The organism is Clostridium formicaceticum (assembly GCF_001854185.1).
Lineage (GTDB): Bacteria > Bacillota > Clostridia > Peptostreptococcales > Natronincolaceae > Andreesenella > Andreesenella formicacetica.
The window spans coordinates 1,512,212-1,527,334 of record NZ_CP017603.1 but is presented as its reverse complement, the minus strand read 5'-3'; the positions used below and the strand labels follow the sequence as shown (position 1 = coordinate 1,527,334).

Sequence of the window (15,123 nt, the reverse complement as noted above, 5' to 3'; positions counted from 1 at the left end):
TTATAACTTATTCCTTCCGTAAAAATTTTCTAATTTTATCTATAGGATGACAAACTTTAGATTAAGATCAAAAAGCCTTTATAGATGTGTGCCCCTAAATTTTAATATACTAAGGGCTACATTTTCTAAAAATTTAACTTTTATTTGCTTTAGCATCAAGGGTTTTATGGTATAATATCAATAATTTTACCACTTCTAATGAGGAGAAATCTATATGGATGATAAAAACACTTTGGTCATTATGGCAGGAATCAGCGTAGGTTCCTGTGCCTTAAGAATGAATATAGCAGAAGTTCTAGCAGATGGCAAAATAAGACCCTTAGAAATCGTCAGTAAATCTATTGCCTTAGGGAGAGATACCTTTTCCAAAGGAAAGGTAAGCTATGAGGTTGTGAACGAAATTTGTGAGGTCTTGAAGGGCTTTAAGAAATTAATGAGTGAATATAAGGTAAAAACCTATCGTGCCGTAGCCACCAGCGGTATTCGTGAAGCCGAAAACAAGGATTATATTTTAGATCAGATTTATTCTAAAACTGGATTAAAGATTGAAATCATCAATAGTTCCGTGAAGCGTTTTCTTACCTACAAAGCCATTCGGGAAAATTTACAAAATCATGAAAAAATCCGGGAAGAAGGGTCTATGGTATTGGATATTGGTTCAGGTAATATCGAAGTCTCCATCTATCAGCAAGGTAACTTAACCTTTAGTCAAAATCTAAAGCTGGGATCACTACGTCTAAAGGAGGTTTTATCTGAATTAGAAAGCAAAACCTTAGACTTTCCTAAACTCTTGGAGGACTACATTAAAAGCAATACAGATATCTTAGCAAAAACCTTCGATATGCATAGTAATGTGAAGCACTTTATTGTACTGGGGGATGTGATGAAGGATCTTAGTAAGCTGTGTGATTGTAATAACAATTATATAGAAAAAGACCGGTTTTTTACCATCTACCAAAACCTTCTATACAAACCCTCCCACAAAATTTTAAGTTCTTATAAGATTTCTAAAGAAGGAGCCTATACACTGATGCCCTCCTTGATCCTTTTGAAAGTATTTTTAGGTATGACCTCCTCACCTCAAATCTATGCTCCTTTGGTAAATCTTGAGGATGGTATTGTAGCAGATTTAATCGACCAAAAGTTAAACACCAAGAGAAAACAGGAATTTCTTCACGATATCTTCACCTTAGTGCGCTCCTTAGCAAAAAAATATCGTTATGACGAAAATCACGCCAATGAAGTGATGGATAAATCCCTTCGACTCTTTGATGGACTCAAGCGATTACATGGCTTAGGCGAAGAAGAAAGATTTTTACTGCAGTTGGCGACGATTCTTCATGATGTTGGGAAGTTTATTAATATCAACCAACATTATAATCATTCTTATGATATTATTATGGCTTCCAATATCATGGGTATTTCTCAGCAACAATTGGAAATTATAGCAAATATAGCAAAGTATCACAGTACCTTGACCCCTACCATCAATCACAAGAATTTCAACAGATTAAGCCACGATGATCGGGTGATTATTGCAAAGCTGGTATCTATCATCAGAATCGCCGATGCCTTAGATCGTAGTCATCAACAAAAAGTTAAGAATATCGAGGTAAAACTCCAGGAAAACAAGATGATCATTAAAGCCACCACAGCAGAGGAGATTTTATTGGAGGAATGGACTTTTGAAGCCAAATCCTTTTTCTTTCAGGAGGTATTTGGCATAACACCTATTTTACATATAAAGAGGGAGATATGATGTTGAAGGAAGTAAACTTAAATAAAAGTGAATACTTTATTAATAGGGAACTAAGTTGGCTGGAGTTTAATGATAGGGTTCTGCAGGAGGCACGAGACAATAAAAACCCTCTGCTGGAAAGATTAAAGTTTTTAGCCATTACCAGCTCTAACCTGGATGAATTTTTTATGATTCGGGTAGCTTCCCTAAAGGATCAGGTTAACGCAAATTACCATAAGCCAGATCCCTCTGGTTTAACCCCTAAAAAACAGTTAAAGGAGATTTCTCTCCGTACACAGCAAATGGTCTCGCAGCAGTATCATATTTTCAATCGATCTATCATGCCGATTCTTAAAAAGCATCAGCTTTACCTTATTACGAAAGAAGAGCTGGCGGAGGATCAAAAAAGTTTTTTACAGGAGTATTTTCGAACCTTTGTTTACCCTGTGCTGACGCCCATGGCAGTAGATTCCAGTAGACCCTTTCCTCTGATCTTAAACAAAAGCTTAAATATTGCCGTACTGATAGAGGAAAAGGAGGCGCCAGATGGGGTGATTTTTGCCACCGTTCAAGTACCTTCTGTATTGCCTAGAGTAATTGAACTTCCTAAGGTCACCGATAAACATCAGTGCTTCATCCTGTTGGAGGAAGTTATTGCATTATTTATTGATGATTTATTTTTAGGCCATACTGTCCTTTGTGCCTATCCCTATAGGATCACCAGAAATGCAGACTTAACCATCGAAGAAGAGGAAGCAGAAGACCTCTTGATTGAAATCGAACGCTCTTTAAAAAAGAGAAAGTGGGGGGCTGCCATTAGGCTGGAGGTAGATGAAGATATGGATGAAAAACTTGTCCATATACTAAAAAATGTGTTAGAAATCCATGATGGAGAAATCTATTCTATTAATGGTCCTTTAGACTTAACCTTTTTGATGAAGTTATACGATCTAAAAGGTTATGATCATTTAAAATATACAGAATATATCTCCCAGACCCCAAAGGATTTAATCGATTGCGAAGATATTCTTGAAGCCATTGATAAAAAAGATATCTTCCTCCATCACCCTTATGAAAGCTTCGATCCAGTAGTGGAATTTGTAAAAAAAGCTGCTAATGACCCTATGGTATTAGCCATCAAACAAACCCTCTATCGTGTCAGCGGTAAATCCCCTATTGTTCAAGCATTGATGGAGGCAGCGGAAAAAGGAAAACAAGTGACGGTGTTGCTGGAGGTAAAAGCTCGTTTTGATGAAGAGAATAATATTCAGTGGGCAAAAAAACTAGAAAAAGCAGGATGTCATGTAATTTATGGTCTTGTGGGGTTAAAAACCCACTGTAAAATTACCCTGATTGTTCGTATGGAAGAAAATAGGATCAAAAGATATGTTCATCTAGGTACAGGCAATTATAACGATATTACCGCTAAATTTTATACAGACATGGGGTTATTTACCTGTAATCAACACTTCGGTGCTGATGCTTCTGCCATTTTTAATATGCTCTCCGGCTATTCTGATCCCCCTGATTTACACAAGCTGGAGGTAGCTCCCCTCAATTTAAGAAGCAAGTTTCTACAACTGATCGGAAACGAGATTGAAAATGCTCAAAGGGGCAAAAAGGCAAGAATTATTGCTAAGATGAATTCCTTGGTAGATACAGAAATTATCAAAAACCTTTATCGTGCTTCTATTGCTGGTGTAAAGGTGGAGCTGATCATACGAGGAATCTGCTGTCTGAAGCCTGGCATTCCAGGTGTCAGTGAAAATATTACCGTGATTAGTATTGTTAGCAGATTTTTAGAACATAGTAGAATTTTTTATTTTTATAACGATGGTCAAGAAAATCTTTATTTGTCCAGCTGCGACTGGATGCCAAGAAATCTAGATAGAAGGGTAGAAATACTTTTTCCTATAGAAAGCCTTCGTATCAAGGAAAGAATTATTGATATCCTGAAGATCACCCTTTTGGATACAATCAAAGCAAAACAACTGAATGCCGAAGGCAAGTACATAAAAATAGATAAGCGGGGAAAAAAACTGCTGCATTCCCAAAAATATTTTTGTAAATTTGCTTTAAAAACCACGAAAAAGCACCTACAGGAGAGGTCTCAAGCCATTTTCGAACCTATCCTGTCGGATAAACGCATACAACAAGATGAAAACTAACCCACAATAGAAGGTGAAAATTTATGAACAAAAAACTTGCCATCATCGACTTAGGATCTAATTCTGTACGCATGATTATTATGAAGGTTTATGAAGATGCCTCCTATAAAATGATTGAACAGGCAAAGGAAATGGTACGATTAAGTGAAGGTATGGGGGAAGAACGAATCCTAAAGCCTCTTCCCATGGAAAGAACCCTTGATACCTTAAAACTATTTAAAAAGTTAATCAATGTTCATCAGGTAGATCAAATCTTCCCTATCGCTACCGCTGCCGTAAGAATCGCTAGAAACCAAGAGGCTTTTCTAGAAAAAGTACAACAAGAAACGGGTTTTTCCTTTCATGTTATCACTGGTGAGGAAGAAGCCTATTACGGTTATATGGGGGTAATCAATACCATCAAATTAGAAAGCGCTCTGATGATCGATATCGGGGGCGCCAGCACAGAATTAGTTTGGATAGAAAATAAGCAATTAAAAAAAGCTGTGAGTCTCCCCTACGGAGCTGTTACCTTAACTGAAATGTTTTTACCTAAAGATACAATTGAAGCTTCTGCTGTAAAAACGCTAGAAAACTTTATCAAGAAGCAATTTGATAAGATACCTTGGTTAAAAGAAGCAGACGGTTTGCCTATAGTAGGGCTAGGGGGAACGATTCGAACCCTGGCAAAAATAAATAAGCACATCATCGGATTTCCCTTAGTGAGCCTGCATAATTATCAGATCACTTTTCAAGAGGTTTTAGCTATTTACGAAAAAGTTAACCACGGAAATAAAGCAGCCATAAAAAAAATTCCCGGTGTAAAAAAGGAACGGGGGGATATTTTAACCGCTGGACTTGTACCTATTAAATTGTTAATGGAATATATCAGAGGTACCCAATTGATCATTAGTGGTAATGGACTACGGGAGGGGGTTTTTTATAAAAACTACCTGGCCATGACGCAACAACAGGACTTAGTAGAGGATGTTCTACTACACAGCATTGAAAACCTATTGATCAATTATGATATGAACAGAAAGCACTGTTATCATGTAAAAGATTTGGCCCTAGCATTATTTGACGAAACCAAAGAAATCCATCGCTTAGGGCAAGAAGAAAGAAGACTTTTGATGGCCTCTGCCCTGCTACATGACATTGGCATGTATATTGATTATTATAATCATCATAAGCATGGCTTCTATCTTGTACTGAACAGTGTGTTAAATGGTCTTAGAAATAGAGAACGACTGATGTGTGCTTTTATCGTCTCCAATCATCGTGAAATGAAATTTCGTGAAAACTGGAGAAATTATACCATGCTGATTGATAAAAATGATCATGATATTATACGAAAACTTACGATTTTCCTGCAGATTGCCGAAAAACTGGATCGTGGAGGCTATGGCGGTGTAAAAAATCTCTATTGTAGTATCACCCCCAACAAGGTAAAAATTAGGCTTCAAGCGGATCATCCTGTAGACTTAGAAATCAGCGGCGCCATGAAATACGAAAAATGCTTCGAAAAGATATTTCACAAAGGTTTAGAAATCCATGCCAATATTTTTCACTAAAAGAACCAACCATCCTCTAATGAAGGATGGTTGGTTTTATGAAATTACTTTTTATATTTATTCGCTAACAGTTCTCCAGCTACCCCAATGTTTTCTAAATCGTTTTCCTTAATCACTACAGTAAAAGCTTCTTTAGGCATACTTAGCACACTGGTAGAAGCCTCTGTCAGTTTTTTTACTAATTTTTCCTTTTGTTCCTTGGTTAGTTTAGGACCGTCAAAACTAATGTATGGCATGACTTACCTCCTGCATTTCAAGATTTCATTAAAATGATTGCAAACTTATGGTTTCCAAAATCCTATGATCTATGCATTATGTAATATCTTTAAGCTTTTGCTAAGAAGTCCTTTTCAAATTCATCAATAGATTGTTTTAATAGTGTTACAGAATAAGCCATAGAAGGCCCTGCTCCAAAGGCAACCGCTACCATCGCCGCCTCCATAATTTCTTCACGAGTTGCTCCAGCCTCTAGTGCCTTATACACATGATACACGATGCAATACTCGCAACGATTATAGGCACCGATTGCTACACTGATTAATTCCTTTGTTTTTAAATCCATCACATCGGTCTTGTAGGCTGCTGCGTTTAACTTCATAAAAGCTTCCACTTGGGCTTTGTTGGTTGTCTGCACCTCTTGTAGTCCCTGCGCAAATTCATTGAATATTTCTCTTGGACCTCTTGACATAAGAACACTCCTTTATAAGAAAATAGTTGGTACTACTCTTTCAGTATACCAACTATGGATTAGAAGTTCAATATGAAGAAAATATATGGCTTAGGCATATATCACTGCTTTTTTCTCACTATTTTTTTCTATCAACCTTTTCTTAGCCACCAATATTGATAAGGAACCCTTTCTAAAACGAAATCTTCTATATCCTGTGGTAAGACAGGAGCTTCCTCCACTAACGCAACCACCGCTGTAGGATTTACTGGGGGATGAAATATCCGATTCCCCCTTTCTCATCTCATTGTAGGTAGGAAACCTGTATTTGTCAATGGAGGCTATTTACTCAACTTGAAATAATTCCCTGTTTTATGATTTTAATATAAATCAAATGGGTAAAAAAAGTGTATATAAATATAGTGCTATAAATTTTAATATACTAAGAGCATAGGTTTATCCAATGATCATGCTCAAATAAGAAGGAGGCTTTTATCAAATGCAGGAAACAATCAAGTACGTTGTTATTGGCAATGGCATTGCTGGCTTATCTGCCGCCCAAACCATTCGAAAACTTGATGCTCAGGGAAGTATAAAAATCATCAGTTGTGAAAAATATTTAACTTATTATCGCGTCAAACTATCACACTTTATTAGTAAAAATTTTCAAGATGAGGAGCTACTCGTTAGTAAAAAGCAATGGTATGATGAGAATCAAGTGCATGTAGAGCTAGGTGTAACTGTAGATGGACTTGATCCCCAGAAAAAAGAGCTTCAGTTATCCAGTGGCAAGAAGGTATTTTATGAGCAATTGTTAATTGCTACCGGCAGTAGTCCTTTTGTCCCTCCCATCGCTGGAAGGGAGCTAGCGGGGGTCTTTGCTCTCAGGACGCTAGAGGATTTAAAAAACCTTCAAGATTACTTAAAAGACTGTAATACCGTTACCGTCATCGGAGGGGGATTATTGGGGCTAGAAGCAGCTTGGGCCATCAAAGAACTAGGCAAAAGCGTAAATGTTCTAGAGTTTTTCCCTTATCTACTGCCAAGACAGTTAGATGAAAATATTTCAAAAGAATTTACTAAAAAATTAGAGGAAAAAGGATTAAATATCTATACAAATACAGCCGCTGAAAAAATCTTAGGAGAAGAAAAGGTCACAGGATTGGCACTAAAAGGTGGTCAAGAGCTACAAACAGATGCTGTATTATTTTCAGCCGGCATTCGCCCCAACTTAGACCTCATAAAAGGTCTCACCATCAAAGCAGATAAAGGTATTCACGTAGACCCCCATATGAAAACCAACCTAGAAAATGTTTTTGCTGCAGGAGACGTAGCAGAAATAGATGGCAACGTTTTGGGTTTATGGAATACCGCCGCTGATCAAGGAAAGGTAGCTGGAGAAAATATGACAGGTGGTACAAAAACCTATCATCCCAGTCAATTGAGTACATTGCTAAACATTGGAGGATTGTCGGTCTTTTCTATAGGAAATGTACAAAACTTCACAGATACGATAGCAGATAGAGATGCAGAGGTCCACTATAAGTTCTATGTCACTGATGGTATCATTACTGGTGGTGTAGTCATCAATGATATGGCAAAGATACCGAAGGTAAAAAAGGCAGTCAACAATAAAATTTCTATTGCAGAAGCCTTGAAGACAGGTAAAAATCATCAGGAGATTCTCAAAGATCTCCTCCAGTAAAGGATGAAAACAGGGGCGAAACACCGCCCCTGTCCTACTAAATTCTACTCAATAACACCATATATAAAGGAATGATTAAGGCACTGGCTAGGGTTGTAAAAGTAACCATAAGGGTAGCATATTCATAATCTCCCCCATAGGCTTTAGAAACAATCGCTACCTGTGCCATCACAGGCATAGCAGATTGAATAATAAACACCTTGAACATTAGCGGAGGAATTGGAAAGAAAATCGCTAAAAGATAGACCACAAGAGGAGCGATCAAAAATCTACCCAAAAACAAAAGTAATTGGTCTATGCTAAAGGAAAGCTTCCTGATATCAATAGAATGAAAAGTCATGCCAATGAAAAGCAGAGATAGAGGGGTTGTTAAATTCCCTAAATATCTGCTGGTATCCACGATGAAGCTAGGCAATCTGATTTCCAAAAGCACAAGAAGCACCCCAACAAAAAAGCCCATACAGGGGGGTGATAAGATAGACTTTGCAGTCTCCTTAGAAAATATTTTCTTCTTTCCCTCTCCACCATCATGGCTAATTTTCATGATACCGATGGTCCAGAAAAAAAGTGTATTTGCTACAAAATATAATAAAGCATAAGGAACACTGATTTCTCCAAACAAGGCAATATTTACAGGAATACCTATAAACACTGTATTGGATACGGTAAACATTGTCTCAAAGGTTCCACGCCTATTGGGTTGAACAAAGAAATGAGAAAAAACAACACTGATTAAGAAGCATATAAATATTGATAAAAAAGGAATCAGCAATCCAATTGCTGAATCTAGAAGCATCCCTTTAGTAAAAGAAGTGGTAAAGTTATAAATCATTAGTGCTGGGAGAGAGATGGTTGTAACCATTCTAGAAAAAAGCTTAGATGTGCTTTCATCAAACCATCCTATTTTGGTTAAAATATAACCGATTAGAATCAAAATAATAATACTAAGAATACTTTGTATTGCAGTAAAAATAACCATACTTTATTATGTCCCCTTTTATTGTTATTTGCTTAGCTGGCGCAATGATTTAATGAAGAATCGTAATTTCAATTCTTCGATTGCTGGCTCGTCCTTCTGCTGTAGCATTGGAGGCAATAGGATGATTTTCTCCAAAGCCACTCACAGAAATTCGTTCCTCCGCCACTGACTTTTCTTCGATTAAAACTTTGGCTACATTAATGGCTCTAGCCACTGACAGCTCCCAATTTGATGGGTATACAGACGTATTTATAGGAAGATTGTCTGTATAACCTGCTACAATAATTTTATTGTCGATTTTTTGTAATCTCTCTCCAATATGATTTAATACGATATGTCCCTCCTCCGATAGATCTGCTCGTCCGCTTGGAAACAGAATACCATCTTTAAATCGAATCAGAAGTCCCGTATCGTTTTGTATAATATTGACTTGATCCAAAAGGTCTTGTTCTCTTAAATAGGCAATAAACTCTTCCTGGGATTGTTGAATATCTACTTCTATATCCTCTAAGCCAAAGAGCAAAGCAGCCAAAGAAAGGTTTTGATTTTTTAATACTTCATTTTCTTTACTAAGCTCATCCACTTGACTACTTAAATCCTCTACCTCTGAAGAAAGGGCAGCTTTTATATCATGTAACAAACTGGTTTCCTCCGCCGTAAAGATAAAAAATATAATAAAAAAGCATAAAACAATGGTGATCATATCACTATAGGTAATAATCCAGTTGTTTGAAAACTCTATTTCTGGTTTTTTATTCTTGTATTTTGAACTCATGGAGCTGATAGTTCCTTTCATTTACCCTCTTACCAGGATATTCTAGACGATGCTCTTCCTTTAGCATAACGTTCATCTTATCAAACACGTTTCTTGCTGAATCATTTTGAGCAATCAGCAGCATGCCCTCCATAATCATAGCATACCTTAAAACAATTTTATCAATATATTCCTTAATTCTTACCATAATGGGAACAGCGATAAAGTTAGCGATCAAACTACCGTACAGTGTACTTACTAAAGCCGCTGCCATATTATTCATGATCTCATAGGGCTGATGCATGTTGGCCAATAACCCTATCAATCCCACCAGTGTTCCTATAAGACCCAAAGAAGGTGCAACATGGGAAATCATTTTGAAAACATGATAGGCTTTAAGCAAGTTTATCTCCCTTGATTCAATATCCTTTTCTAAAATATCCCGAATGACCTCTGGCTTTTTATAATCATTTAACAAAATCATGCCATCTCTTATAAAAACATCCTCTTCTACAGCGATGTCAGATTGTATAGATAACAAACCATCCTTTTTTACCTTCACAGCAAGACTGTGGATTTTATAGATATCCTCAGCATAATTGATTTCTTCTATAAAGCTTTCTTTCGTGATTTTCAATGTATCTGCTAACGTCGTCATAGAAAAACTAATGAACACAGATATAAAAATCCCCGCAAAAATAATTTGTACTGCGGTTGTGTTTAATAGAAGTTTTAAAGAAATGCTACTTACAAAGGATTGTCCAATAATCAAAATCATAGGTACAATCACCAAAAGCTTTTTATTCTTGCCCTCGAAATTAATTTTCATCCTATGCCTCCAATGATTTTGCTCTCATTTTAATGAATTTTATTCTATATTATCATATTATTTTAATGAAGTCATGAGCCAATAGATAAAACCTCTGAGTTTGCCATAAATATTTGAAAAAAAGGCATTTCTATGGTAAAATATAGGAATAAGTGTTAAATTCTTCATAAAAAATCTTGAAAGGGAGTGCATAGGAAATGAAAAAAGTACTGGTTGTTATGCTACTAGTAGCTTCCATGTTAACCATGGTTGGATTTGCCCCAGCAGAAGCATCCTACTGGGAAGAGCTAAAAACAATGTATGAATGGGACGCTATGGAGGGAGATGTAACATTAAATCTTACAGTAGTAGTTCCTCCTGACTTAGACCAGCAATATAAGGTACATATGTATTCAGAAACAAATCTAAAGGATTTTATCTCTTATACTGAAATGCATATTGAAGATGTAGCAGGCTTGCAACATATTCCAACAATTAAAGCTTATACACAAGGTTCAAATCTTTATATCAATAGAGAAGCTATGCTTGCTCTTCTAGCGGCAATGGGGAAAGAAGAAGCGCTGGATATACCAGAAGCGTATGTCATGTTACAAAGTAATCAAAACAACATGGATATGAATGCTAATATACTAAAGGATATGATCGCATTCATTGAAGAAATGGACTTAGGTATTGATTTAGGTATGACACAGGAGGGTAATGTCTATACCTTAACATTAGAATCTGATGAACTTATCGACCTTTTGGATGCCTATATCCAATACGTCATCACCAATATAGATCAATTGCCTGCTGGTTTTATGCCACCTGAAGCCACACTAACAGAAGAAGAAAAACAAGAGGTTTTACAAAGCTACAATACCTTCCTAGCACCCCATAAGGAAATGGCAAAGGCATTTATTCAAGGAAGCTTCTATCATCAAGTAAGCACATTTGAAGATGATGCCTATAATGAAAAAGCAACCTTAGCGATAAAAACCCCTATGGGTCAAGTAGATATGGAAAGTACTTCTACTTCTAAAAGACTCACTTCTTCTAATATTCAACTACCAACATCAGTGATGACGATTACAGAAGAAGAACTTACTCATCTACTAACAGGGGGCCTTACTCAAACTTCTGCTGAAACTTCTAATATGGAATTAAAAGCCGTTATCGGTCTTGAGGGAGATTATGTAAAACTGGCAGAAGAAGTAGAAGCAGGAAAACTTCAATTACATTTAGTAAATAAAAGAGCCCATATCACTATGGCAGATGCCTCTAAACTGCTAGACCTAGAGATAGCGGCTAGTGAAGATTTATTAGCTATCAAAGATTTAGAAAACTACGGTTTTTATGTTATATGGCAGGATGCAACAAATACCATAGAAATTTATCAGTAAGATAAAGAACTTAAAAACCCCCCATGTTATCAAAGTAACATGGGGGGTTTTAAGTTCTTGCATTACAACCGAATATCTAGTTTTTTCCCTATCCACGTCATCTTCTACCAAAGCTAGAAGATGATTTTTCTTCTTTCAGGTACCTTAATGAGGATCTAGCGCTATGTATTTTAAAGATCTCCTTTTAAATAAGCCATCAGATGGAAGAGAACGACCCGTAACCAATAATATTGTGATTATGCTTTAATTATTCCTCCGCCTTCCATGCATCTAATTTTTCCATCGTTAAGTCATAGGTTTTTTGACAAACCTCTGGCAGTTCTCCTCCCAATATATTTGCTGCTTGCTTAAAACCTTCTTCGATGGCAGATCTTAACAGATCAATTTTCTCTTTGTCACCACCTGAAATGGCTTTGGCAAAGGCTATAATATTGTCGCTAACACCCTCAGGGCTTAATGGCCCTCCTTCAGCAATCATAGCCTGTGCTTCTAGACGAGTTTCTTCATCAACCTTAATCTCTGATTCTAGTCCAACAAGATCCTTGAAGGTTAAACCCTGTCTTTCCAGCAGCTGTCTTACCATTTCTTTTAAATGGCTATAGGTTCTTTCACTTTCTTCTTTTAGTTTTTGGATGGTATCCATATCTACTTTATGCATAGGTTTTTTATAGATCCCAGTCTTTTCTTCCTTCTGGGTTGGTATGTATTCATCCTTTAGTTCTTTATCCTTTGAAGGAATATTTTTTTGTTTCTCCTCTTTCGTTGTTATTTGTCTGTTAGAAAAATAATTTTTGTCGGGTACACTGTTGATTCTCATCAAAATCTCCCCCTTAAAGTCAATAGATTTATTTTTTCCATCCTACCTTAAAAAGTTTTTTATCACTACAGCTTAGCAGCATTCATTGCCCACTGAAGGTTCTTCATCAGACTAAATATCAATCACTTTTGAGTTGTTGTCACTGTAGCTTCTTATTCAGGATAGCATGTTCTATAAATATTATCGGCTTTTTGCTTGTTTTCCTTAATAATATCTTTATCCGCTTTTAACACTTTCTTTTTGCTATACTTATATTTTACGATAAGTATAGGTTTTGAACTGTTTCTAGCAATAAAGTTTGTGTAAAAAGCAGCAGAAAAAAGACCCCTCTCAGGATCTTTAGCGGCCATTTTATTAAACTTTAATCCTAGAACAGCTGGGTACTTTCCCTATCTAATAGTTTTACCTGCTCTTCTTGCATCATCTCATCATCTCATTTTTTATTATTTACAGACTAATATCTAGATTTTTCCCTAGATGAGGATTTACAGATTGCTCCATCATCTTGGTGTTTTCCTGTACCATTTGTACCATATCATTCATCTGGGTTTGCCCTGCATCCATTGCCATTTTCATGACGGAAATGCTGGCTTGCTGAGTTACTTTCATTTGACTTAGTCCCATTGATAAGGCTGCTATATCCATAGTATCATCTCCTTTCTCCTATGATAGAATGTAGGGTCTCAACGTTTTTTCCAGTTCTTCCTTCCAGTTCTTGAAGGCTGGTTCTAGGGTCAGCTGCATAATTTCATAGGCTTTTTGTCCATTTGTACTTTCATATTCCTTTACCATGATATCAAAGGCTTTTTTTAGTTTACCAGCTCTTTCTGCTATCTGACTTTTTTTGCAGTTCTTTTAGCATTGGAGATGTTTTTTTGTATTTCTGTAAAGGCAGTAGTGAGATCTGTCAGTACTGTCATCGTTGCTTCCGTGTTAATTTCTCCTAGTTTTTGCTTTACATAGCCAATTCCTTCTTCCATGGTTTCCAGGAAATCTAGCGTTTGTTTGATTACTTCTTGATTTGGCATGGTGTCACCTGTTTTCTTAATTTCGCTATATATTCCGGAAAGGCTTTTGACACAAAACCTCCTTCCCCTTGTGCTCTCACTTGTGCTCTGTCTTGTGCCTTGTGCTGTCGTGCTATCGGCTTTTTGTTGGAGTTTTTTTTAGTACCTCAACTAATAAAAGTTTTGTGGGTTTACATAATAGCTAAATCTTCTCTCTCATCTAACGTTTTTTTATTCGCACATCTGATGGCACCAAACAACAAGAAAAAGGACAAATAACTGGCGAATCAAAATAAAGCTGTTCATCTTTATTAAATATATTTTTTCCTCTGCAGAAATCATCCTTGCTGCTTTCCCAAAAACACATGGCTGGAAAAACATCACCTTTCTCATTAATTCTTATAGAATCCATACCCGCCATACATTGCATATTTCTAAAATCATTAAAACCATCAGCAATGGCTCGTCTTGGACTTATTTTTATCTCATGTATATTTCCTCCATCCTTTTGATACTTGATACAAACACCACTATCTGACTTATTAGAATTTTTTCTAAATATATCATTCACAGAGTTTATCCATTCTAAATCACTTTTTTTATACCGTGGATCAGGCATACCCATATCCAATACCACAGCCAATTGAAATGCAACAGATTTTGTTTCATAAATGCTACAAGTATCAATAAATCGCTTAACTTCCTGAAGTTTATCAGGATGTGCCATAAAGGTTATACCTATACGCACATTATATCTATTGAACAATAATATCTTTTCTATAAATTCATCTTGCTTTGCAAATTCAAAGTGATATGAAGCACTGAAAGTTAACTTCTCTATATTCACTGTTTGACTAAAAAGCTCTTCAAAATATTTTAAACTTCTGCTTAGATTAGTTTCGGTTTGAATCATTTCTACGTTCGGTAATTTTTCTAGATCCCATATAAGTTGCTGATAGTATGGAAATATAGTAGGTTCTCCACCTACTAAATCTACCTTTATTTTTTTATTGTGCAATGAAGCTATGTTATTTGTCGCATTTCTAAGTTGATCATCTGACACTTTGAACACGTTTTTTTCCTTCATTTTATAAAAACAATAAGAACATGTATAATTGCATTGATAGCCTAACAACCAATAGATTTCAAATTTATCTGTATTTATTTTTCCATTATCCGCTTCATCTACTTGAAGTATTGTAATATCTCTAATTAATTTTGATTTCTCTAATAGAGCATGTCCTATTCGTATTTTTTCATCCCCAATATTTAAGCTTCTATTAAGTTGTTCATAGATATCTTTCCATTGGTGACTAGTAATTACAATAAATTCAGCATCGAAATGTTGTGGAGGTATGGGGGCCACTACTGGAACGTCACAAAACTTTTCACCTTGCTTTGCCCCATTATTATCAAAAAAGACAACTATATCATATTTATCTTTCAATCTCTGATATGCGTCTTTTCCTGAATCACTGGCACCAAATAAAATAATTTTCTTCTTTTCGCTCATAATAGTAAACT

15 protein-coding genes are annotated in these 15,123 nt (G+C 36.1%); 5 read left to right on the top strand and 10 right to left on the bottom strand.

The annotated features are described in order from the left end of the window. Positions 1–214 precede the first annotated feature (214 nt). The 3 genes from BJL90_RS07120 to ppx are packed head-to-tail and all read left to right on the top strand — an operon-like array spanning position 215 to position 5,459. Positions 215–1,759, top strand: coding sequence for a Ppx/GppA phosphatase family protein (locus tag BJL90_RS07120; protein WP_070965872.1), 1,545 nt, complete (start codon positions 215–217; stop codon positions 1,757–1,759). Next, on the top strand, positions 1,759–3,906 hold the full coding sequence (locus BJL90_RS07115; RefSeq protein WP_070965869.1) for an RNA degradosome polyphosphate kinase: 2,148 nt from the start codon (positions 1,759–1,761) through the stop codon (positions 3,904–3,906). Before BJL90_RS07120 ends, BJL90_RS07115 begins: the two co-directional genes overlap by 1 nt. 23 nt (positions 3,907–3,929) lie before the next feature. Further along, on the top strand, positions 3,930–5,459 hold the full coding sequence (ppx, locus tag BJL90_RS07110) for an exopolyphosphatase (protein WP_070965866.1): 1,530 nt from the start codon (positions 3,930–3,932) through the stop codon (positions 5,457–5,459). Positions 5,460–5,503: 44 nt separating this feature from the next. Here the strand turns inward: ppx and dmpI are convergent, their stop codons facing one another. After that, a complete protein-coding gene (dmpI, locus tag BJL90_RS07105) occupies positions 5,504–5,695 on the bottom strand; it encodes a 4-oxalocrotonate tautomerase DmpI (protein WP_070965863.1) in 192 nt (63 codons plus the stop codon). Positions 5,696–5,784: 89 nt separating this feature from the next. Further along, positions 5,785–6,147, bottom strand: a complete 363-nt coding sequence (locus tag BJL90_RS07100) for a carboxymuconolactone decarboxylase family protein (protein WP_070965860.1) — start codon at positions 6,145–6,147, stop codon at positions 5,785–5,787. A 478-nt stretch (positions 6,148–6,625) separates the two neighbouring features. On the opposite strand from BJL90_RS07100, the gene BJL90_RS07095 reads away from it, so the two are divergent. Next, positions 6,626–7,831 (top strand): NAD(P)/FAD-dependent oxidoreductase, encoded by a 1,206-nt coding sequence (locus BJL90_RS07095; RefSeq protein WP_081561883.1) that lies wholly within the window; start codon positions 6,626–6,628, stop codon positions 7,829–7,831. 37 nt (positions 7,832–7,868) lie between these two features. Here the strand turns inward: BJL90_RS07095 and BJL90_RS07090 are convergent, their stop codons facing one another. Genes BJL90_RS07090 through BJL90_RS07080 form a run of 3 tightly spaced genes read right to left on the bottom strand, consistent with a single transcriptional unit; the run spans position 7,869 to position 10,393 of the window. Further along, a complete protein-coding gene (locus BJL90_RS07090; protein ID WP_070965857.1) occupies positions 7,869–8,810 on the bottom strand; it encodes an AEC family transporter in 942 nt (313 codons plus the stop codon). Positions 8,811–8,859: 49 nt separating this feature from the next. Continuing rightward, a complete protein-coding gene (locus BJL90_RS07085; protein ID WP_169824198.1) occupies positions 8,860–9,585 on the bottom strand; it encodes an OmpA/MotB family protein in 726 nt (241 codons plus the stop codon). Then, positions 9,563–10,393, bottom strand: a complete 831-nt coding sequence (locus tag BJL90_RS07080) for a motility protein A (protein ID WP_070965852.1) — start codon at positions 10,391–10,393, stop codon at positions 9,563–9,565. Before BJL90_RS07080 ends, BJL90_RS07085 begins: the two co-directional genes overlap by 23 nt. Before the next feature lie 197 nt (positions 10,394–10,590). Here BJL90_RS07080 and BJL90_RS07075 point away from each other — a divergent pair, with 197 nt between their 5' ends. Further along, the gene (locus BJL90_RS07075; protein WP_070965849.1) at positions 10,591–11,775 is read left to right on the top strand and encodes a hypothetical protein; all 1,185 of its coding nucleotides are present in this window, start codon (positions 10,591–10,593) and stop codon (positions 11,773–11,775) included. A 247-nt stretch (positions 11,776–12,022) separates the two neighbouring features. On the opposite strand, the gene BJL90_RS07070 is transcribed toward BJL90_RS07075, so the two are convergent. The 5 genes from BJL90_RS07070 to BJL90_RS07050 form a co-directional block, all read right to left on the bottom strand. Further along, positions 12,023–12,592, bottom strand: coding sequence for a hypothetical protein (locus BJL90_RS07070; RefSeq protein ID WP_070965846.1), 570 nt, complete (start codon positions 12,590–12,592; stop codon positions 12,023–12,025). 447 nt (positions 12,593–13,039) lie between these two features. Next, the gene (locus BJL90_RS07060; RefSeq protein WP_070965840.1) at positions 13,040–13,237 is read right to left on the bottom strand and encodes a YjfB family protein; all 198 of its coding nucleotides are present in this window, start codon (positions 13,235–13,237) and stop codon (positions 13,040–13,042) included. Positions 13,238–13,255: 18 nt separating this feature from the next. Then, complete coding sequence (locus BJL90_RS23050; RefSeq protein ID WP_257786404.1) at positions 13,256–13,384, bottom strand: DUF8042 domain-containing protein; 129 nt, start codon at positions 13,382–13,384, stop codon at positions 13,256–13,258. A gap of 38 nt (positions 13,385–13,422) precedes the next feature. Then, on the bottom strand, positions 13,423–13,620 hold the full coding sequence (locus BJL90_RS22735; RefSeq protein ID WP_070965836.1) for a DUF8042 domain-containing protein: 198 nt from the start codon (positions 13,618–13,620) through the stop codon (positions 13,423–13,425). 199 nt (positions 13,621–13,819) lie between these two features. Continuing rightward, complete coding sequence (locus tag BJL90_RS07050) at positions 13,820–15,112, bottom strand: radical SAM protein (protein WP_070965833.1); 1,293 nt, start codon at positions 15,110–15,112, stop codon at positions 13,820–13,822. Between the last annotated feature and the right edge of the window lie 11 nt (positions 15,113–15,123).